Origin of the sequence: Candidatus Nitrosopumilus sp., from assembly GCF_965223225.1 — an archaeon.
Lineage (GTDB): Archaea > Thermoproteota > Nitrososphaeria > Nitrososphaerales > Nitrosopumilaceae > Nitrosopumilus.
In genome coordinates this window covers 738,984-759,809 of record NZ_CBDCVU010000004.1, presented here as the reverse complement: position 1 = coordinate 759,809, position 20,826 = coordinate 738,984, and the positions used below count along the sequence as shown (strand labels likewise).

Sequence of the window (20,826 nt, the reverse complement as noted above, 5' to 3'; positions counted from 1 at the left end):
CAGATTTATTTGAATTAGGCACCTGTTCTATGTAATGTTACCATCATGTAAGCTACTTCTTCAACAAATGGTTCATCATTGCTAACGGCAGCATATTTTGTCACATTTTTCCAAAAAGTGTTCTTGACAGATTTCGACTCATCGTCTGATATTTGATTGCTCAATAGTCATAAAACAAAATTCGATTTGATAATAATCCCCCTCAACCAAAATTAACCTATTACTAAAACAGATACACTAGAATATGTGATCTTTTTACTATTTTTATGAGAATTGCCTGCAGTTTAGGTTCATTATTGCCAATTAACGATGTCATTTCTTGTTCAGAAGTATTAGATGGGACAAATGTAGATACAATTTGGGTGCCTGAGACATGGGGGATGGAAAATTTTGCAATGCTAAGCACAATTGCAGGAAAAACTAAAAATCAAAAACTAGGTTCCTCTATAATCAATATCTATTCAAGAAGTCCTGCAACAATCGCAATGGGTGCAATAACGGTAGATACGCTATCTCAGGGTAGAATGATCCTGGGACTAGGAACAAGTAGTGTTCCAATAGTGGAAAGCTTTCACGGATACAAATTTGACAATCCTTTACAAAGAATGAGAGAATATGTAGAGATAATCAGACTTGCATGCAATGGAGGCAAAATCAATTACTCAGGGAAAATTTTTAATTTAAAAAATTTTACTTTGCTTACAAAACCTCCAAGAAAATCAATTCCGATTTATCTTGCTGCAATTAATAAGAAAATGGTTGATTTGACGTGGGAAATAGGAGATGGTGTAATTTTTTATCTTAGACCACTAGAAGAAATAAAACAAACAATCACAAAAATGCAATCTAAAAAAAAGATTGATGTAACATGCCAGATTATAACCTGTGTTTCAGAGGATTCCGAGGTGGCAATAGATCGTGCCAAAAAAACATTAGCGTTTTATATATCTGTAGGTGATATCTACCGAGATTTTCTTTCTAAAAATGGTTTTCAGAATGAAACAAGGAATATTTTTGAAGAATTCAAGAAATCAGGACTTGTATCAGTACATGAATTAGTTTCAGATTCAATGTTAAACTCTCTTTGTATTTCAGGAAATCCAGATGAATGTAAACAACAACTTGGAAAATTTACAGATGCTGGTATTGATTTACCAATAATTCAGTTTAATCCAGTAGGAACCATTCAAGACTCTTTCAAATTACTTAGTAAATCTCTGTTAACTGATTAAAATGAATAAAGTTGGAATAGCTGCATACGGAATTACCCCATTTACAAAAAATGATGAAAAAATAGAAACGGTAATGTTAAGATCATTAAAAGAACTTTTCAAAACAAATCCATCCATACAACAAGATCAAATCCAATCTGTCATAGTATCGACAAATAATAATTCAAAATATTTAGCTCCAGTTTTATCTGAAATGGCAGGAATCAAACCAAAAATATCACACACCATAGAAAGCCTATGCAATTCTGGTTCAAATTCTATTGTTTCAGCTTATTCTTACATATCTGCAGGTCTTGCCGATGTGGTTCTCGTAACAGGTGCAGAAAGATACGATAGTCCAGGTCAAATTTTGGAATGGGATGAATCAAGAGGAGAATATAAGCATCCAATGTTTTGGGCATCAATTTTCACGAAATCATACAAACGTCAATTCTCAATTTCAGATGAACGACTGGCAATAGTATCTGTAAAGAACCACAAACAAGCACAAGAAAACCCCAATGCAATATCTGACAAAAAAATCACTGTAGAAGATGTGTTAAAATCAAGAAAAATAACCGATGATCTAAGATTATTGGATTGCTCAAGACCTGTTACTGGTGCTGCATCTATTATTTTGGCAAAAGAAGACATCATAAAAAAAAATTCCCAAACACCAGTCTGGATTACAGGCATAGGGCAGCAGACAACATCTGCAGGCTTTACAAAGAACGCAAGCTTTAGTTCAATGGAATCAACAAAAAGGGCTGTAAATGATGCTCTAAAAATGTGCAACAAGAAAATATCCGATGTGGATGTTGCAGAACTTCATGATGCCTTTTCTGTTTGTGAACCAATAGCATTGGAATCTTTAGGATTTTCAAATCCAGGTCAAGGAATTCACATGGTTGAAGAACTTTACAACACAGAGAATTTTAAAATAAATCCAAGAGGGGGGCTGATTGGTTCAGGCCACCCATTAGGTGCAACAGGTATTGCACAAACCATAGAGATAACCCAACAATTAGAAGGAAATGCAAACAAAAGACAGACAGATAATCCAAAGACGGGATTAGTACACAACATGTCGGCTGCTGCAACATCATCAACAGTTTTGGTATTAGAGAAATGAATTTTGAAGCGGAGTTATCCCAAGGCAATTTTGGTATTCCAAAATGTACATCTTGTAAGAAAATTGTATGGCCACCATCAGAATTTTGTAACAAATGTTTTGGAAATACAGAATTAAAGAAATGGGACGGTGAAGGAAAAATCATCGAATTTTCTAAAAAGGAAGAATATTTCTGCCTCGTTGAAATTGAGGAAACTATACGAATATTAGCCAAAATAAAACAAACTCCGAAAATAGGACAGAGGGTAAAAATCCTAAATTGTGGAATAAATAACGATGGCTATTTTTTTGAAGTTACTTGAAATTTGTATAGATGTAAGGGGTTTCAGTCGACTGATCAAAAGTCCAAACAGTAGGTAAAGAAACAGTATCAATAACTGAAAGATTGTGCTTTTCAATTAATGAACTCCATCCACCATTTTCCAGATTGTTGGATAGCTGTCTTTTAGAATGAGTACCAGCAAACACAATGCCTGTCTGTTTTTTTAAATCTTCAATGGAGTTAATTTTATCAATTATGCTCGTTGCAAGAACATCTCCCCCCATTTGAGGCAAACCACCAATAAAAAAAATCGGATTTTTAAGACCTAAATCTTTAAAATTAAATTCTAATGCATCCGAGCATATTGGATTAAAATTATTTCCTGTAGATTGCGTTATTTCATTTTGTAACTCAACTAACCCTTCGTCTATTTCGATGCTGTAAGAATTCATTTTTAAAATTGTTCCACAAAATGCAATACGGCCATCGCCAGATCCTATGTCAACTAATTCCTTGTAACCTAGTTTATTTGCCACAATTACCATAATTAATGCAGAAATCATCCAGGTAGGGTAGAATGGTTGGCAGCTAGAACCATGTTTTATGCTGTTTAGCCAGTACTCGTTAATATCGCCTTCAAAAACAGTAAAGGAATTTCCAAGAATTTCAGTCTCATAACTATTTGTATAGATTGGATTTTTTTGTGCAAACTGATGTAACAGTTTCAAGTGGTTTTTATCTAATTGGAATTCTTTAGAAACAGAACTTGGAATAATTTCTTGAATATGCGAGCTTCCAGAATAATTTTTTACAAATTCTTGTTTTACTAAAATCAAATTTTTTATAATATTTTCAATCATAATGTTTCACTTATTCATCATCTTGATAAACTCATTGCATCTTTACTTATTTTTTGAGGATAGAAAGGCTAGTTCTTGTTCTACTTTTTTTAATTCAGTAATTGCATTTGTCTTTAATTTCTCTATGTTTTTAATTTCTTCTTCAGAAGGATCTACGATAGACTGGAATTCAAGATGCTTTAGGGCATTTAGATAAAAATCACGTTGTTCTAACAATTTCTCAATTATGATTTCAGACATAATTTTGTCCAGTCATTACATCTATTTAGATATTGGAATGTCCGATGACTTCAGAACGGTTAATTCTAACCAATCACCGGAATTCATTTCTGAATTAAAAGAATTTTTTGTAAGCTTGTTAAAAATATTTAGTTAAAAATATTTAGTTTAAAATAGCGATTAGATTTGTTCTTTTGAGTTATTATGCAATTACCTTGTATACTATACATAATTAGCAAGGAAATAGGTTATGGAATCAATAGGATCCATTATGCTTACTAAACAGAAAATGACCAAAAAAAATAATCAAAAAGCTGCTAAAATACGTAGACAAAGAGGCTATCAGTGGGAAGATACGATTGTAAAAAGATTCAAAGGAATTGATGATTGGAAGGCATTTCGTCTTGGATCTCCCAGTATTGCATTGCCTGATGTTTTAGCAGTGAATACAAAAAAAAGTATTCTATTTGCAATTGAAGCAAAATCTGGCACCAGTACATCTCTAGTAGTACCTGCAGATCAAATTGAGAGATGCCTTGAATGGACGAAAACCTTTGATATTTACAAAAAAAGAAATGTTCTTTTAGCATTCAAATTTCTGTCCAAAAAAAGGATCGGGATTGGAAAATACGAAAATCGTGAGTTAAGAGAATTTTTTAAGATATGGGATAATTCCTTAGAGATTACAGACTGTGTTTGTAACTACGAAGGAAAATTTTATACCAAAACAAGTAAAGGAAAAGAAGAGATTTTACTCAAAGAATGTAAAATGCCATTTAAAACAAAACAAAGATAGTGCCTAACAGAGCCTAATTTTCAAATCCTTTTTTAAGGATGTAAAAAATAAGATAGTAAGTTGTCGGAAAATAATTCTGAAAACAAATTTACTGAATCTACTACTGAACCAGAATCAATAGAAGTATCAACTCCTGAATTCCGTCCTGAGTCTTTATTGGAAACAGTCTCAGACGCCGAAGTAAATTCAAGGATTAGTTTTGAAGAATTTACAGATGAAAGGACACTTATCAGTCATGATGCCTTTGGAAATAAACAAATGAAAATTAAGGTCCTTGAAGTGTCTGATGAAAATCCACCCGTGAAATGGAAATTTGGAGATCGTGTTAAAGTTACAAAAATCCTTGTCACTATAAAACATCTAACCACGCAACAAGTAGAAGAAGGTGAATTCGATATTGAAGCAATTGAAAGAGAATTAGCAGAAAAAAGACACTACACCTCAACAAACAGATGGATTCCTGCAACCGACATCAAGAATGGGTATGTAGTAGGTTCAAAACACACCAGATTGATTAGCGATGCTTCAGCCTTGGACTACATTATTTTCTAAATTCCAATTTTACTTATTATTTAGGAATTTTATCTGAAAAACATTATAAACAAAAGAATTCGAGATGGGTTATGAGTTCAAAAGAATTCGATGTAAACGGAACTGACTATAGAATTGTATTAACAGAGCAAGTTATTGGTCATGTAAATAACCTAAAAAATCTATACAATGCAGCATATGAAGATCCTGAGAGTTTTGAAGATGTTAGCGCAGAAATTTCAAATACGATAAATGAAATCGCAGGAAATGTTGAACCTCCTGCAGAAGATAGTGATCTCGATGGATTAATTCAAGAAATCATCAAAGCAGTAGATAACAAAGCAGCAGAAATTGAAAAAGAGTTAGAAGAAAAAGAAAAACCTGCTCCAAAAAAGAGAAAATCTAAAAAATAAACATCATTTGACCTGAAACTCATAGATAATTATGGTATACATTATATTCTAAATAGTGAAACTAACTATATGTCTCAGAGTTGCGAATGTGGAATATGTGGACATCATAGTGAATCAGAATGTCTAGAAAAAGAATGCAATTGTTGCTTGAATTTTCATGTAAGATCCGGTCCTAAGAAAAACTAAGTGTTTTTTTAAAACTAACTTTGTTCTTTATAACAACTACATTTTTTCGAAATATGCCTAGAACATCCGAATAATTTATGATCCCTACATCCACAAAGAACACATTTCTTATCTTCAGTCATAATTTTTCGATCAAATCTTCTATGTCGTCAACCATCTTCCTATCTTCTAAGGCTTCTAGGATTTTTAAACGCATATTTTTCATTCTAAAAGGATCATTAGAGTATAATGGGGCCATAGTTTCTATTTCTTGTACAAAAAAATAATTTTCATTATAATGTTGAAATTTTGATTTTACGTGTTTGAAATCAGATACAGGGATATTTTCAGTATTGATTTTATTTAGAATAACTCGAACAAATCCATTAATTCGAAGTAATTCCTTTTTGATTAAATCTAGATCTCCGGGTTTATCATTAATTTCTTTGAGAATATTATATGAGTCAATAATCTGAACCAAGATACCCTTAAGATATTCATTATATGTTACCATGTTTCTTTGGACAATATATCTAATCTAAAGTTTAAGATAATGCAAATACACATTTGCTTTAAATTATCACGATAAATCACGAATGTTAGGATGGATGGAGATGCCTTTCTTAGATGTATTGATCCTCAATGTGGTCTTGAATATCCAATAGATAGCATAAGAGTTCAATGTGAAAAAGGACATTTACTTGATGTAAAATACAAAAAAATTCCATCCCAAAACCTGAAAGAGGTTTTTTATGAAAGAAGAAATTCCCAAGGAAACATTTTCAATGAAAGTGGTGTTTGGAGATTTCGAGATTTACTAAATTTCTGCCAGATTAACACTGAAGACACTAGTGAATGTTCAAAATTTTTAGTTTCACTGGATGGTTCAGAAGGAAGACAATCAAAGCCTTACCAAATGTCAAAAGTTGCAGAGTTTATTGGAACATTAAGTGATAATCTATGGTTACAACCAGAAGGATACAATCCTAGTGGATCCTTCAAAGATAATGGAATGGCTACTGCCGTAACACACGCAAAAATGGTAGGAGCAAAAAAAATTGTTTGTGCATCAACTGGAAACACTTCGGCTTCAGCTGGAATGTTTGCAGCAAATGAAGACATAGATTGTGATGTGTACATACCTGCAGGCCAAATTGCTCCGGGAAAATTAAGCCAAGCATATCAATTTGGTGCACAAATTGTAGAGGTAGATGGAAATTTTGATGATGCATTAAAGCAGTCTTTAGAAGATGCACAAAACCATAATGGATATACTGTTAACTCTGTGAATCCGTTTAGAATAGAAGGTCAGAAAACAATTCCATTTAGAGCACTTGAGTATCTAAATTGGGAAGAACCTGATTGGATTGTTTATCCAGGAGGTGCGCTAGGAAACACTTCTAGCTGTGGTAAAGCACTAATGGAATTACATGAATGGGGATGGATAAAAAAAATTCCTCGCATTGCAGTGATTAATTCAGAAGGTGCCAGTACTCTATCTGATTTGCATAATGGGAAGTTTGAAGAAGAGGAATTAAGATGGAATAAAGGAAATCCCAATGTTGAATTGATTTCTAGATATTATGATCATTTAGACAAAGAAGGATTAAGACCAAAAACAAAAGCAACAGCCATACAAATAGGTCGACCTGCAAATATTCTGAAAGGCTTACGTGCGTTAGAATTTACAAATGGAATTGCAACAACTGTTTCAGATTCAGAAATGTTAGATGGTATGTCAATAGTAGGTTTGAATGGTTTTGATTGCGAAATGGCATCAGGGGCTTCAGTGGTTGGAATTAAAAAATTAATCAAAGAAGAGATAATCAAAAAGGATGATGTGGTAGTGGGAATATTGACAGGAAGACAAAAAGATGCAATGTTACCTGTAGACTATCACAATGATCCTCAAAATAGATTTGCAAGACCCCCAAAAAACTAACCTCAAATATTTAATGTAAATTTCATAAAATATGCAATGGGACTTAAAAGTTAAATTCAGGTTTTGTGAAAATATGTTACCTAGAGATGGTGCAAAAAAACTAAATGAATAGCCAAATTGTTGGTCTAAGAATTTTTTGGAGGATATCATGGTAGATTTATGGATTGAAATTACATCACTAGCTGTACTAATTGGCCTGTCAGGTTTTTTCAGTGGTTTAGAAGTAGCTTTAGTAGGAGTAAGAAAATCAAAAGTAGTTCAATTATTTAACAATGGAAAAAAAGGTTCAAAAGCGCTACTCAAACTAAAAAATAATCCAAGCTGGATGATGTCAAGTGTCAATCTTGGCAACAACCTCGTAAATGTTGGAGCTTCTGCTCTTGCAACAAGTGTTGCCATTCGTTTGTTTGGAGATGAAGGATTAGGAATTGCTGTAGGTGTTATGACATTTCTCATTTTGATATTTGGAGAGATTACACCAAAAACATATTGCAATGCAAATTCTACAAAAATTGCACTAAGATATGCTCCAGTTTTGTTAGGATTTAGTTATGTTTTTTATCCATTAGTGAAATTTTTTGAGATTGTTACTAAAGGAGTGGTAAAAATGACAGGTAGTAGTTATACCCCACCACCAATCACAGAAGAAGAAATCAAAGGGGTAATAGATCAAGGACTAGAAGAAAAAGCAATTGAAAAAGATGAAATGGAACTAGTTCATGGAGCTCTAAAGTTTGACGATACAGTAATTCGTTCAGTAATGACACCTAGAACAAAGATGTTTTCACTAAATGCAAAGATGTTGTTATTTGAAGCATTACCAGAAATCAACCAAAGTGGACATTCAAGAATACCAATTTTTGGTGAAACTAGTGATGATATTGTGGGATTCATACATGTAAGAGATGTTTTGAAGGAATTAGAAAAAGAAAACAAAATGGCAAGTCTTGAACAGATTGCCAGGAAACCAGTATTTGCTTCACAAGAAAAAATGGTTAGTTCTTTGTTAAAAGAAATGAAAGGACGAAAAACACACATGGCAATAGTAGTAGATGAGCACGGGGGTGTGGAAGGATTGGTTACTTTAGAAGATCTCTTAGAAGAAATTGTAGGAGAAATTGAAGATGAAACAGACGTTACAAAACCAACAAGTTATGTGAAAATTGATCAAGACACCATTGTAACAAACGGGGATATTGAGATTGATACGATTAATGAAATTTTTAATACACGAGTTCCAGAAGGTGACAACTATGCATCATTAAATGGGTTATTACATGAAAAACTACAAGATATACCAAAGGAAGGGGACAAGGTAGAATTAGAAGAACTCAAAATTGTAGTAGAAAAAGTTTCTAAAAATATTCCAAATAAAATCAGAATTGAACGAACTAGAACATAAAACAAGAAGACGTTAGTCTTTTGATGTTTACAAGGAAACTGATTTCTAACAATATAGGTGCAATTAATAAAAAAACAAAATTTGTTATTTAAAATAAATTTCAAATTATGATGATGTGAGTTTCAATGATTAAAAATGAATTGTAAAGTAATGTACAAAAGACTAAATGTATCAAATTTTTTGTTTATCTATTGATACACGGTCCATCACTTATGATTGGAGCATCAATTACAGCGGTAGTATTAATTATCACATTTATTGGATTTAGCGGAATATTGCAAGAAACAGAATTAACAATAGAAGAAATACCAAAAGGTCAAGAAATTGGACCTCAAGAAGTTACAATAAACACATTTTTAGAAAATGGATCTCCCATACTTGGTAAATCCGATGCACCAATAACATTAGTTGAATTTGGTGATTATCAGTGTCATTTCTGTAATGTTTTCTTCCATTCCACAGAACATGAGATTTTGAAAAACTATGTGGAAACGGGCAAGGTTAGAATGATATTCAAAGATTACAACATAATTGGACCTGATTCTATCAGTGCATCACACGGTGCACATTGTGCAAAAGATCAAAATCTATTTTGGGAATATCATGATATCTTGTATTCTAATTGGACGGGAGAAAATAACGGATGGGCCTCATCAGAAAATCTAATCAGATTTGCGCAGGAGATAAAATTAGATATGAACAAATGGTCAGAATGTATGCAAAATGCCGATCACTCCAAAACTATTCTTGCAAGCAATAATGATGCAAGGGCTTTAGGGCTTTCAGGTACGCCAGCATTTTTTATCATAGGACCAGATGAAAAAGTAACACGTGTGTTTGGAGCTCAGCCATATGAAACATTTGAAAAAATTTTTGAAACTGAACTCAAAAAATAAAAAAAATTACGATCAATTTACGAATATAGTAAAAATACATGAAAAAAACTCTTTCGAGACTAGTTAGAATTAACACAATAACCTTATTAGTGAAATATCGGAGGCTAGCTTATGGCAGCAGGGATAGATGATATTTCAATTTACATTCCTAGTTTGTATATTGATGCCGCTGATTTTGCAGAAGCCAGAGGACTTGATCCGGTAAAACTGCAAAAAGGATTGGGAGTATCACAGATGGCAATAGTTGATGCAAATCAGGATCCTGCATGTCTTGCAGCAAACGCATGTTTGAAAATAATGCAGAAAAATAAGCTATCTCCAGAAGACATAGGAAGATTATACGTTTCAACGGAGTCATCATTTGATGAGTCAAAGGCAATGAACTCATACGTAGTTGGTATGTTGGAGCAAGTCTATGGCCAAGGTGCATTTGAGCACTGTGGAGGAGTTGAAACAAAATTTGCCTGCGTTAGTGGCTCTTATGCGTTATATGATAATACAAATTGGATAAGAGCAGGCGAATCAGAGGGAAAGCATGCACTTGTAGTAGTTTCCGACATTGCAAAATATGACATGGGGTCAAGCGGAGAAATGACCCAAGGTGCAGGGGCAGTAGTGATGCTTCTCAACGACAACCCAAGATTGTTATCGTTTGATCCAAAAGTGACATCCACATCAATTAAGGATGAATATGATTTTTACAGACCATTTGGAAAAGAGACACCTATCGTCCACGGTCAATATTCGAATCTTCTTTATCTAATTCAAGTAAGAAAAGCAGCTGATGCATACAAGAAAAAAGCCATCGCAACAGGGTTAATCAAATTAGAGTCAGGAGAAACAATACTAGATCATCTAGACTACATCAATCTTCATCTGCCTTATAGCAACATGGGCAAAAAGGCATTAGCATATTGGGTACGACATGAGTGGAGACAACTCCCCAGATGGAAAAGAATACTGCAAGAAATAGGAATAGACGAACCAATACCAAAGGATCCAAGAGGTACAATAGAGTCAGTGTTGGGAGATGAAGAATTCATGGCAAAAGATCATGAGTTCACAAAATTGTTTACTCAAACTCATGAATACCAAGAAGTGTACGAATCAAAATTAGCAAGTTCATTAATTGCATCCAGCATGATTGGAAACTTGTATACTGCTTCATTGTATCTGGGATTTAGAAGTAGTTTAGAGTTTGAGTATCAAAAAGGAATAGACCTTGAGGGAAAACGTATTGGTTTTGGATCATATGGAAGTGGAAGTAGCGCAATGGTGTTCAGCGGAGTTGTTCAACCAGAATATGAAGATATTGTGAAAAATATGAACTTAGAAATGGAAATAGGTCCAAGGAGGAAATTAACATTAGATGAATACGAAGACCTGCATGAAAACAAAATTACTCCAGATAATTCGATGTTAAATAAAAAGAAGGAGTTTGTTTTAGTAGATGTAAAAACTGAAACAGAATCCAGAGGCGAAAGACGATATATCTTTAATGAATAAAAAACAAGATTGCAAAGTGACGAATCAAATCCAATAAAGGATTATTTTTTTGAATACATCAAATCATCAGATACAATTCCTAGTTTGTTAACTCAAAAAAAATTTGATGAAGTTATACTAGAAGTTACAAAAAATTGCTACGACAAGATAGTTTCACTAGGTGCAGAAACAGGAAATAAAGATGAATCAATCGGAGTTCTGGCAACTGGATTGTTGCATTATTTGCTTACAAATGCCCTAATAACAAGCCAGAGAAAAATAGACCATAATGGAATCGAACTAGACATAATAATCCCAGATGTAAAAACTTTAGAAAAAGATCCAAAAAAAACACTACTAATATGCATTCCAAAATCATCAGACAAGAAAATAATCGAAGATAAAATTTCACAGTTAGAAAAAATTCAACCAGAAAAAGACAACATATGGTTAGTTTTGTCTGATGATGTTCAAGTAGACAAAAAATCTTTTGTGTTAACCAAAGATAACAATACCTTTTCTAAAATAATTTTTGAAATTGTACAATTTACAAATGTAAATGCCGCAAGTAAATTTAAAATCTTAAGAATTTAGAACAAGAAAAAATTATTCAGAGAATAATTTCCTGAGATTAAGATTTTTCTTGAAAATTTTAGAGATTGATTCATCACTTAAATCCTCAATAAAAGGAACAGAACCAAGAATTGGAATTCCAGTTAGACTCTTCAGATCACGAGTTAATTCTTTAACGTTGTAACCATCAGAATCAAAATCATTTATGATAATGCCTCTAAGTGGAATACGGTACTTTTCACACATCTTAATTGTCAATATTGTGTGGTTGATTGTTCCTACTTTTGTTCTACAAACAACGACGGATGGAATTTTCATGTCTTTTATCAGATCTGAGACAAAATAGTCTTTCAGAATAGGGGTCATGATTCCTCCCATCCCTTCAACAAGAATCATTTCATGTATTTTTTTTAACTCCTTAAAACTTGACAAAATTGAGTTAACCTTGGGTTTTATCTTGAGGTTTTTCCATGCAGTATAAGGAGAAGCAGGGATTGGAAAAAACTGAGGGTTTATCAAATTCTCCGGATCATTTGTTTCAGAGGCATTTGCAAGAATCTCCACATCTTCAGATTTGAAACCTGTTTTTTGTTTGAGTCCTGCAGCAAAAGGCTTCATCACCCCTACATCCACACCAGATTTACGCAAAGATACGGCCAATCCTGCTGTAACGTAAGTTTTCCCAACGTCCGTGTCTGTACCTGTGACAAATAGTGACTTCATATGAGATATTTCATGTCTGTGACTCATTAATCTTATCGTTTGATTATTAAGAACATGGGAAATAACAAACTTGTTTGAAAGACACTAGCTATGTTTGGCATCCAAATACACAGATGCAAGAATGGTCAAAATTTGATGCAATAAAAAGTGCAGAAGGAGTATGGTTAGTAGATTCAAATGGAAACAAAATGATTGATGCTGTTGCATCAATGTGGTGCAACGTTTGGGGACATTCTAACCCTGAATTGATTAAAGCAATAACAAATCAAAGTAAAAAACTACAACATTCATCACTATTTAACATAACGCATGATCCTGCAGAGCAGTTAGCCAAGAAACTAGTAGAAATATCTCCAGGAATGCACAGAGTGTTTTATTCAGATAACGGTTCATCAGCAATGGAGATTTCTATCAAGATAGCTTTACAATATTGGAAGAATATTGGGGAGAAAAAGAAGACAAAGATAGCAACACTAGAAAATGGATACCATGGCGATACGTTTGGAGCAATGGCAGTAGGTTATGTGCCAGAATTTTTTGGAAAATTCAAAAAACAATTATTTTCGACAATTCAGTTTCCAACACCAAACCAATATAGATTCCCTTCACATTTTACATCTTTTGCTGACTATCAGAATCATTGTATGGATAAAATTGAAAAGAAGTTTTCAAATTCTTCAGACGACATTGCTGCATTTATCATGGAGAGTGGTGCTCAGGTTGCAGGAGGAGTATTGATTTATCCAAAACAATTTCAAAATAAAATAAGCAAGCTTTGTAAAAAATATGGAATACTTTATGTCTTAGATGAAATTGCAACAGGATTTGGCAGATTAGGTTCGATGTTTCAATATGAAGAACAAAAAAGCATTCCAGACATTGTAGCATATGGAAAGATGTTAACAGGAGGCTACCTTACAATGGCTGCAACACTTTCAAGCAAAAAAATCTATGATTCATTTATTGGAAACTTTAATGATTGGAAACATTTGTTTCATGGTCATACTTTTACTGGCAATCCAATTGCAGCAGCAGTAGCAAATGAAAACCTCTACATGTATGAAAAGAAGCATTTGATAAAAAAAATTCAGAAGACATCTAAAGTTTTTGAAAAATTCTACCAAGAAATATCTCAAATAGATATTGTAGGAGACATTAGGCATAAGGGAATGTTGATGGGAATAGAGTTAGTAACCGACAGGGACAAAAAAACTCCAATTCATCCCAAAAAATCAATTAACAAAATTTTCTATGAGGAAGGCAAAAAACAGGGAATTTACCTTCGAACACTAGGGAACATAGTCATGTTGGTACCACCTTTAGCAATAACCGAAAAAGAATTAGAATTACTTTTGAACAGAACGATCAAAACTATCATTGCTGCAAGCCCTAAACTTACGTAAGTGTTAACCACTTGCCATCCCAAGGTTAACCTTTCAGGAAATATTATTAATGGTTGTAAGACATGTCAATTCATGAATAATAATAATGATAATACGTTAGAGTTTATTAAAAAATGTCAAGAAAAGGTATTCTCAGGGTTAGGCATTTCAGCTGATGATGCTAAAAAATTGTTGGAGGTTCCTGAAGAAAATTTAAAGGATTTAGCAAAATGTGCAAATGAAATCACATTAGATTTTAACGGTAAAAAAGTTGACGTTGAGCAACTAAACAATATTAAAAAAAATGCATGTAGTGAAGATTGTACATTTTGTGGACAATCCGCATTTTTTGATACTGGGATAGAATCGTATCAATTACCATCACCAGAAGAAGTCATCATAAAAGCACAAAAAGCAAAAGAAGAAGGTGCAGAATCATATTGTCTTGTGGCTGCATGGAGAGAACCATCCCCAAAAGATTTTGAAAAAGTTTGCAAAATAATAACTGAGATAAACACCAAAGTTGGAATAAGTGTAGAATGCAGTTTAGGATTTCTCACTGTAGAGCAAGCAAGAAAACTAAAGGAGCTTAAAGTAAAAAGATACAATCATAATTTAGAAACAGCAAAATCCAAATTCTCAGAAATATGTACCACACATACGTATGAAGACCGATTAAAGACATTGGCAATTGCAAGAGATGCAGGACTAGAGTTGTGCACCGGAGGAATAATAGGACTAGGAGAAACAAGAGAACAAAGACTGGAGTTAGCACTTGAGCTTGCAAGACTATATCCTGAAGAAGTGACAATCAACATACTGGTTCCAGTTCCAGGAACTCCACTTGAATTGCAAACAAATCTTGAGAATTCAGAGATTGTTCGCATATTTTCTGTTATTCGATTTTTGTTGCCAGAATCAGTCATTAAAATTTCAGGAGGACGTGAAACACAACTAGATGATTCTGGAGAAGAACTTTTGCAAAGTGGCGCCAATGGAATTATTACTGAAGGTTATCTCACCATGGGTGGAAATGAAGCTAAGAAAGATCGTCAAATGATTGAAAAAATTGGTCTCAAAGCATAAGATAGATTTTATTGATTCAGAGCTAAAGAAGATAAAGAAAGATAATCTTCATCGAAAATTACGCAATGGAAGAGTTCAAGGGCCACACATCACCATAAATGGTAAAAAACTGATTAATTTATGCTCAAATGATTATTTGGGAATACCTCCAACCAAAATTACTGTAAACCAGTTACAGTCAAGTTCACGGCTTGTTTCAGGAAATGATGAAGAATATCTAAAGTTGGAAGAATGGTTGGCAAAGCACAAATCTCAGCAAAAAAGTCTCATTTTTCCTACAGGATACATGGCAAACATAGGAACAATTGCATCTATCGCTTCAAAAGGAGACATTATTTTCAGTGACGAATTAAATCATGCAAGCATTATAGAGGCTTCAAAACTTTCAGGGAGTAAAATTTCTGTTTATGCTCATAACGATATGAATGACTTGGAAAAAAGGATCAAAAGCAATAAGAGCATTAAAAGAAAATTTGTAATTACAGAAGGAATATTTAGTATGGATGGAGATTTTTCAAATCTAAAACAGATTGCTGAAATCTCTGAGAAATATGGTGCAATTACAATAGTAGATGATGCTCATGGAGATTTTGTAGTAGGCAAAGATGGAAAAGGTACACCTGATTACTTTAATGTTGCAAAAAAAATAGATTTGTACATAAGCAGTTTGAGTAAGGGACTTGGATCATTTGGAGGATATGCAGCATCTCAAAAAAACGTAATCGATTTTTTCATTAACAAATCAAAGTCATTTATCTACACTTCTGCTCTTCCATCAATACTAGTCCAACATGCTCTAAAAAGACTGGACTACAACAGAAACGAGCAAGTAGGAAAACTTGAAAGAAACACAATTCATCTGACTAGAGGGTTACAGGAAATTGGATACTCTGTAGATTCTCCAACTCATATCATACCAATTATTGTAGGCGATGAGAAAAAAGCACTAAACATAGGAAAGTTTCTAATGGACAATGGAGTATTTGCGCAACCAATAAGATACCCCACAGTTGCAAAAAATAAAGCAAGATTACGTATATCAGTTACAGCTTGGTTTTCACCAAAGGATATCAACAAAGCATTGGATATTTTTAAAATTGCATATGACAAGTTTTACAAATAATCAATCATTTAACTAACGCATCGCATCCAATCCACCAAGAGCTGGTGAACCAAGAATTACCGCAATAGTGATTATAGAGCCAAGTATGAGTCCAACAATAATGAAGCGCTTGTTCATAGAGAAAAATCTCAACATCCCAGTTAAAAATTGATTGTCTTGAGATTGGGGAAAGATGTGGAACAAGGCTTTAAAGTAAAAATTGTCTATTTAATGCGTGACTGAGATAACACTTGCAGTAGCTGCTCTAGCAGGATTGGGATCTTTTGTAGCACCATGTATTTTGCCTATGATTCCTGCATTTCTCGCATATATCTCAGGCACCACGCTTTCAGAGCTAAACCAAAAAAATGCAAATGGGACCAAAACAATCACAATAAATCAAACCAACATTGTTTTGAACTCGGTATTTTTTGTTCTGGGATTTTCAGTAGTATTTTCTACTTTGGGAGTTGTAATCAACAGTGTACTTTCAAATTCAACTGGAGAGATAGTTGAAGGTCTCAACCAAGTTGGAGGGATTATAATTATTGCATTTGGGGTATTTTTGCTTCTCTCAATGAAAATTAACAAGCTAAACATGGAAAAGAAATTCTTTCCAAAAAGATCCAAAGCAAGCTATCCAATGTCATTTGTATTTGGATTGGCTTTTGCAGCTGGTTGGACTCCCTGTGTGGGTCCGATACTTGGAACAATCCTCACATTGGCAGCAACTACTCCCTCTGTGGCCTTTAACTTGCTGTTAGTGTATTCTCTAGGACTCGGTATTCCATTTATTCTGATTGGAGTATTTTACTCAAGGGCCAGTAGAATAATTCGCTCTATGGGAAAACATCTAAAATATTACAATTTGATTTTGGGAGGATTCATCGTTTTGTTAGGAATCCTGGTATTCACAAACCAGTTAGCATATATTGCAAACTTTCCACTTCTCAATGAATTATTATTTCTAGGGTGATAAAAGAAATGAAATCCGAATTAAAGACAGCATTAATCTTTGGAATCATAATAGTTGCAGGAGTGGGAATACTAAGCGTAGTTTTCTCAACACTTGATCAGGAAAGTAGTTTGGCAAACATTTCAGAGAATATACAAAATCAGATCAATATTGACAAGACAGGATTCAAAACTGCTCCAGATCTTGTTGGCATTGCCCATTATCTTAACATAACACCAGAAAAACTCAAAGAGGAAATGAAAGAAAAAGTTGTTCTCTATGACATTTGGACATATAGCTGCATTAACTGCATACGAACTCTGCCATACATTACCGCATGGGATGACAAGTATTCTGATCAAGGACTTTTAATTATAGGAGTTCATTCTCCTGAATTTGAATTTGAAAAAGATCCTCAAAATGTCATGATGGCAATTGACAAACATGGAATCAATTATCCGGTTGTAATGGACAACGAGATGGAAACATGGAAAGCATTTGAGAATAGATACTGGCCAAGAAAATACATTGCAGATCATGAAGGCTACATACGATATGATCACATAGGAGAGGGAGATTATGAAAAGACTGAACAAGTAATTCAAAATCTTCTAAAGGAACGTGCTGCATCACTTGGAATTCAGACAGCAACAGATGCATCACTTGTAGACATTGAAGAGTTTGAGCATACACTGTTTAGGACACCTGAATTATACTTTGGATACGAGTTTGCACAGAACAGAAATCAGCTTGGAAGCCATGAGGGTTTTCAGCCTGAAAAGACAGTGTCATATAACGTTCCCGAGAAGATAGAACTGCACAAGTTTTACCCTACAGGAGATTGGAAGAACCATTCAGACAGTATGGAATTAGTCTCTGATGAAGGAACAGTTCAGTTGCTATACAACGCAAAGGAAGTAAACATCGTCACTGAAAACAGAGCCGAAATTGAGATACTGATTGATGGCAAAATGCTGCCTGCAGAATACTCTGGAAAAGATGTTCAGACAGGAAGTAATGTGCTCTCAGTGTCTGAGCCAAACCTATACAACATCATAAACAGTAATGAGAGTTCATCACACGTATTAGATCTTAAAATCAAGGGCAAAGGTTTCCAGATATTCACATTTACCTTTGGGTGACTTCTTTCATCTTGTAACTGCATGTTGGTGTCACTATAGTTACACCATCGGAGGTGACAAATCCGTTTAAAACAAAGTTTTCCACCCAAATCAGGAGATTAGAATAGTATGATTACCAATTCTTGGAATAAAGCAAGCAGAGAAAGCATATCTCAGAAGGTAATGGGTAAGGTAAAACCCGATGAACCACTAAAAAACAAAATTGATTATGCACAAAAGAGATTACAGTTGCAGATTTCCAAACTTGATTCTATAAATGAAAAATTAAAGAAAAAACATGACGTGATATTTGAGAAAATTGTCAATGCGCAAAGAAACAACAAAAATGGCTATGCTCAAGCGTACGCAGGCGAATTGGCACAAGTAAGAAAAATGAAGAATATGGTTGGCGGTGCAAAGCTATCCATGGAGCAAGTTAAGCTAAGACTAGATACTGTTTCAGAACTAGGAGATGTAGTAGTTACGCTCAGTCCATGTATGTCAATTATCAAAGGATTGAGTCCATCTCTTAGTGGAATAATGCCTGAGGCAAACGCTTCAATGCAAGACCTATCTGAAATATTGGGTGATGTAATGGCAGGATCTGCAGTCAATGTAAATAATGAGTTCGGAGTAGGAAACGAGAACAACGCAGACAGTCTTGCAATACTAGAAGAAGCACAAAGCGTCATTGCAGGACAAACAAAGGCATCAATTCCAGACGTTCCTGCAAGTCTCAAAGGACAAACAACGCAAAAAGATACTGGAATTTTTGCTTAAATTAATTCCGAGTTAAGAATTCTTTCGTAAGAATACAAAAAGTATCTTCCTGTAAAATTGTTTTTAAAAATTATTGTTTTGTCTTCTTTTTACTCTTTTGAACGAGTATCTTCTTAATTCTAGAAATCGTAGGGTAACTGTATCCTCTTCTACGATAATTTGCAATCATCATCTTCCAATTTTTTAATCGCCATTGTGCTTGTTCAGATGTAACTGAGTGAACTTCTTTTTGGATGATGCTTTTTCTTCCCACCTTCAGAGTTCCTGCATCTTTTGCAGACCATCTGCTTTTTGCAAACTTTAGGCCAGTTAGAATTTCGTCAATAGGCATTTCTCTGAAATATTCGTTGAGTTTTTTTATCTGAAGATCTGTAGGTTTTTTTGTCACATAAAGTTCTATCAGAGTGGGAGTAGCCATAAAAATTCTGACATGTTGTTGCTTAATAGAATCATGATAAAGCAGAATTAACTAAAGCAGAAAATAATAGGGAGAATATGACTTGAAAATACTGTTCCTATTATATGCGTAATCTGTACTGAGATTATGTAAGTTTCTTTCCTGCATCGATAATCAAATTTTGTTTTTTGGTCAACCTTTTGTTATATTGTATTCACTCATCTTGCTAATTTGTGTAATCTGATCAAAAACCTTAACAATTATTTCACATCAAAATGGATAGCTTGGGTTTTTCTGAAGAGGATATTCATTCTTGGATTATGTGTTGGGAGGGACAAACACTTGATTTTAAAAGTAAAGGCATTCTTTCACATCCTCATGATTTAGCTGAATTTATGGTTGCGTTTGGGAATAACAAATACTGTTCGGAAGATTTTGGAGGACGAATTATTATAGGAGTTACAGATGAAAAAGAAATTGAATCTTTTCCTGCAAAACAAGGTCATGAAGAAAATATTATCACAATTGCAAGAGATCATTGTTCACCTTCAATACGACCAAATTTTGAAAAAGTTTCCGTAGGAAATTCACAAGTTTATGTTATTACTATTCCAAAAATGAAAGATATCCCATACCAATTAATTACAAGAAATGGAAAAAGTCACAGAATTCGTGTTGGGTCTACAATACGTGAACCTAATCCTAATGAATTGAATGAACTCTATGATAAAACTAATTTTGTAAATACCGAAAACCTGGAAATACTTACAAAATTCCCTCAGAATTTTAATTCGCCATACAGACACATTACTATTATTCCAATTGATTCTAACTCAAAATTGATAGAATTTGATGTAGACAACACCAAATGGTTGAAAGATAATTCTCCTCAAACAGTAACCATCACTGAAAAAATATTAAAACAAAATGCGATATATTATGAGTGTAGAAATTTTACTAGTAGTGGTACTGCATTAGGAATACTGAATGATGATGGTCATTATTCTTTGATTGAAGTTTTAAATGAATATAAAAAAATTATTCATATTGAACGTGAATCCACCTTTTTGTGTGATATTCTTGAAAACATTCGTAAAATCTACATGAAATTTGGCTACGATCAACGTATTTACATTCATTACCAACATCATAATGTACAAAATTATGATTTTAAAACCGATGATATGCATGATAAACACTATTTTTCTAAAGCCAAGTTCCAATCATCTGATTTCATTATCCAAAGAACAACTTCTTTAGTAAATTTTGATTCTGTTGCATTAACTAATTCTATATTGGAAGAAATGGCAAGAGCTTGCAATTGGCCTGTAAATCCTGGTGAATTTAATTCTCTAGTTTTAAAAAATATGAAATCAATTAGTCTGTAATGTTA

General features: G+C 33.6%; 24 protein-coding genes. 18 read left to right on the top strand and 6 right to left on the bottom strand.

Annotated elements, in window-relative coordinates; all coding sequences use genetic code 11:
* Window positions 1-14 precede the first annotated feature (14 nt).
* Window positions 15-164, bottom strand: coding sequence for a hypothetical protein (locus tag ACOQN3_RS04970; protein ID WP_420545380.1), 150 nt, complete (start codon window positions 162-164; stop codon window positions 15-17).
* A gap of 102 nt (window positions 165-266) precedes the next feature.
* On the opposite strand from ACOQN3_RS04970, the gene ACOQN3_RS04965 reads away from it, so the two are divergent.
* The 3 genes from ACOQN3_RS04965 to ACOQN3_RS04955 are packed head-to-tail and all read left to right on the top strand — an operon-like array spanning window position 267 to window position 2,645.
* Window positions 267-1,232 (top strand): LLM class flavin-dependent oxidoreductase, encoded by a 966-nt coding sequence (locus tag ACOQN3_RS04965; protein WP_420545379.1) that lies wholly within the window; start codon window positions 267-269, stop codon window positions 1,230-1,232.
* A gap of 1 nt (window position 1,233) precedes the next feature.
* Window positions 1,234-2,343 carry a thiolase family protein gene (locus tag ACOQN3_RS04960; RefSeq protein ID WP_420545378.1) on the top strand — a complete coding sequence of 370 codons (1,110 nt, stop codon included), beginning with the start codon at window positions 1,234-1,236 and terminating at the stop codon, window positions 2,341-2,343.
* Entirely contained in the window at window positions 2,340-2,645 is a 306-nt protein-coding gene (locus tag ACOQN3_RS04955; protein WP_420545377.1) for a Zn-ribbon domain-containing OB-fold protein, read from the top strand. Before ACOQN3_RS04960 ends, ACOQN3_RS04955 begins: the two co-directional genes overlap by 4 nt.
* Here the strand turns inward: ACOQN3_RS04955 and ACOQN3_RS04950 are convergent.
* Window positions 2,638-3,465: a hypothetical protein gene (locus ACOQN3_RS04950; protein ID WP_420545376.1), complete on the bottom strand. Its 828-nt coding sequence runs from the start codon at window positions 3,463-3,465 to the stop codon at window positions 2,638-2,640. The genes ACOQN3_RS04955 and ACOQN3_RS04950 overlap by 8 nt on opposite strands.
* A gap of 42 nt (window positions 3,466-3,507) precedes the next feature.
* On the bottom strand, window positions 3,508-3,705 hold the full coding sequence (locus ACOQN3_RS04945) for a hypothetical protein (protein WP_420545375.1): 198 nt from the start codon (window positions 3,703-3,705) through the stop codon (window positions 3,508-3,510).
* A gap of 229 nt (window positions 3,706-3,934) precedes the next feature.
* Between ACOQN3_RS04945 and ACOQN3_RS04940 the strand changes: the two genes are divergently transcribed.
* The 3 genes from ACOQN3_RS04940 to ACOQN3_RS04930 all read left to right on the top strand — a co-directional run bounded on the left by ACOQN3_RS04940 (window position 3,935) and on the right by ACOQN3_RS04930 (window position 5,424).
* On the top strand, window positions 3,935-4,480 hold the full coding sequence (locus ACOQN3_RS04940) for a resolvase (protein WP_420545374.1): 546 nt from the start codon (window positions 3,935-3,937) through the stop codon (window positions 4,478-4,480).
* 60 nt (window positions 4,481-4,540) lie between these two features.
* Window positions 4,541-5,032 carry a hypothetical protein gene (locus ACOQN3_RS04935; RefSeq protein WP_420545373.1) on the top strand — a complete coding sequence of 164 codons (492 nt, stop codon included), beginning with the start codon at window positions 4,541-4,543 and terminating at the stop codon, window positions 5,030-5,032.
* Window positions 5,033-5,103: 71 nt separating this feature from the next.
* Window positions 5,104-5,424: a hypothetical protein gene (locus ACOQN3_RS04930; RefSeq protein ID WP_420545372.1), complete on the top strand. Its 321-nt coding sequence runs from the start codon at window positions 5,104-5,106 to the stop codon at window positions 5,422-5,424.
* Window positions 5,425-5,728: 304 nt separating this feature from the next.
* Here the strand turns inward: ACOQN3_RS04930 and ACOQN3_RS04925 are convergent, their stop codons facing one another.
* Entirely contained in the window at window positions 5,729-6,103 is a 375-nt protein-coding gene (locus ACOQN3_RS04925; protein WP_420545371.1) for a hypothetical protein, read from the bottom strand.
* Between the two features lie 90 nt (window positions 6,104-6,193).
* Between ACOQN3_RS04925 and thrC the strand changes: the two genes are divergently transcribed.
* From thrC to ACOQN3_RS04900, 5 genes are all read left to right on the top strand, one after another.
* Window positions 6,194-7,531: a threonine synthase gene (gene thrC, locus ACOQN3_RS04920; protein ID WP_420545370.1), complete on the top strand. Its 1,338-nt coding sequence runs from the start codon at window positions 6,194-6,196 to the stop codon at window positions 7,529-7,531.
* Window positions 7,532-7,679: 148 nt separating this feature from the next.
* Window positions 7,680-8,933: a hemolysin family protein gene (locus tag ACOQN3_RS04915; protein ID WP_420545369.1), complete on the top strand. Its 1,254-nt coding sequence runs from the start codon at window positions 7,680-7,682 to the stop codon at window positions 8,931-8,933.
* 191 nt (window positions 8,934-9,124) lie between these two features.
* A complete protein-coding gene (locus ACOQN3_RS04910; RefSeq protein WP_420545368.1) occupies window positions 9,125-9,829 on the top strand; it encodes a DsbA family protein in 705 nt (234 codons plus the stop codon).
* Between the two features lie 111 nt (window positions 9,830-9,940).
* A complete protein-coding gene (locus tag ACOQN3_RS04905; protein ID WP_420545367.1) occupies window positions 9,941-11,335 on the top strand; it encodes a hydroxymethylglutaryl-CoA synthase family protein in 1,395 nt (464 codons plus the stop codon).
* A 9-nt stretch (window positions 11,336-11,344) separates the two neighbouring features.
* Window positions 11,345-11,908: a hypothetical protein gene (locus ACOQN3_RS04900; protein WP_420545366.1), complete on the top strand. Its 564-nt coding sequence runs from the start codon at window positions 11,345-11,347 to the stop codon at window positions 11,906-11,908.
* 12 nt (window positions 11,909-11,920) lie between these two features.
* Here the strand turns inward: ACOQN3_RS04900 and bioD are convergent, their stop codons facing one another.
* Window positions 11,921-12,610 carry a dethiobiotin synthase gene (gene bioD, locus ACOQN3_RS04895; RefSeq protein ID WP_420545365.1) on the bottom strand — a complete coding sequence of 230 codons (690 nt, stop codon included), beginning with the start codon at window positions 12,608-12,610 and terminating at the stop codon, window positions 11,921-11,923.
* A gap of 74 nt (window positions 12,611-12,684) precedes the next feature.
* Here bioD and bioA point away from each other — a divergent pair, with 74 nt between their 5' ends.
* The 6 genes from bioA (at window position 12,685) to ACOQN3_RS04865 (ending at window position 19,036) form a co-directional block, all read left to right on the top strand.
* Window positions 12,685-14,013 carry an adenosylmethionine--8-amino-7-oxononanoate transaminase gene (bioA, locus tag ACOQN3_RS04890; RefSeq protein ID WP_420545364.1) on the top strand — a complete coding sequence of 443 codons (1,329 nt, stop codon included), beginning with the start codon at window positions 12,685-12,687 and terminating at the stop codon, window positions 14,011-14,013.
* Window positions 14,014-14,085: 72 nt separating this feature from the next.
* Window positions 14,086-15,078 carry a biotin synthase BioB gene (gene bioB / locus ACOQN3_RS04885; protein ID WP_420545363.1) on the top strand — a complete coding sequence of 331 codons (993 nt, stop codon included), beginning with the start codon at window positions 14,086-14,088 and terminating at the stop codon, window positions 15,076-15,078.
* Window positions 15,053-16,201, top strand: a complete 1,149-nt coding sequence (locus tag ACOQN3_RS04880) for an aminotransferase class I/II-fold pyridoxal phosphate-dependent enzyme (RefSeq protein ID WP_420545362.1) — start codon at window positions 15,053-15,055, stop codon at window positions 16,199-16,201. The genes bioB and ACOQN3_RS04880 overlap by 26 nt, the downstream gene beginning before the upstream one ends.
* A gap of 214 nt (window positions 16,202-16,415) precedes the next feature.
* Window positions 16,416-17,156, top strand: coding sequence for a cytochrome c biogenesis CcdA family protein (locus ACOQN3_RS04875; RefSeq protein WP_420545361.1), 741 nt, complete (start codon window positions 16,416-16,418; stop codon window positions 17,154-17,156).
* 8 nt (window positions 17,157-17,164) lie between these two features.
* Complete coding sequence (locus tag ACOQN3_RS04870) at window positions 17,165-18,277, top strand: redoxin family protein (RefSeq protein ID WP_420545360.1); 1,113 nt, start codon at window positions 17,165-17,167, stop codon at window positions 18,275-18,277.
* A 108-nt stretch (window positions 18,278-18,385) separates the two neighbouring features.
* The gene (locus ACOQN3_RS04865; protein WP_420545359.1) at window positions 18,386-19,036 is read left to right on the top strand and encodes a Snf7 family protein; all 651 of its coding nucleotides are present in this window, start codon (window positions 18,386-18,388) and stop codon (window positions 19,034-19,036) included.
* 70 nt (window positions 19,037-19,106) lie between these two features.
* Here ACOQN3_RS04865 and ACOQN3_RS04860 read toward each other — a convergent pair whose 3' ends face one another.
* Entirely contained in the window at window positions 19,107-19,454 is a 348-nt protein-coding gene (locus ACOQN3_RS04860) for a hypothetical protein (RefSeq protein WP_420545358.1), read from the bottom strand.
* Window positions 19,455-19,708: 254 nt separating this feature from the next.
* Between ACOQN3_RS04860 and ACOQN3_RS04855 the strand changes: the two genes are divergently transcribed.
* Complete coding sequence (locus ACOQN3_RS04855) at window positions 19,709-20,821, top strand: helix-turn-helix domain-containing protein (RefSeq protein ID WP_420545357.1); 1,113 nt, start codon at window positions 19,709-19,711, stop codon at window positions 20,819-20,821.
* Window positions 20,822-20,826 lie beyond the last annotated feature (5 nt).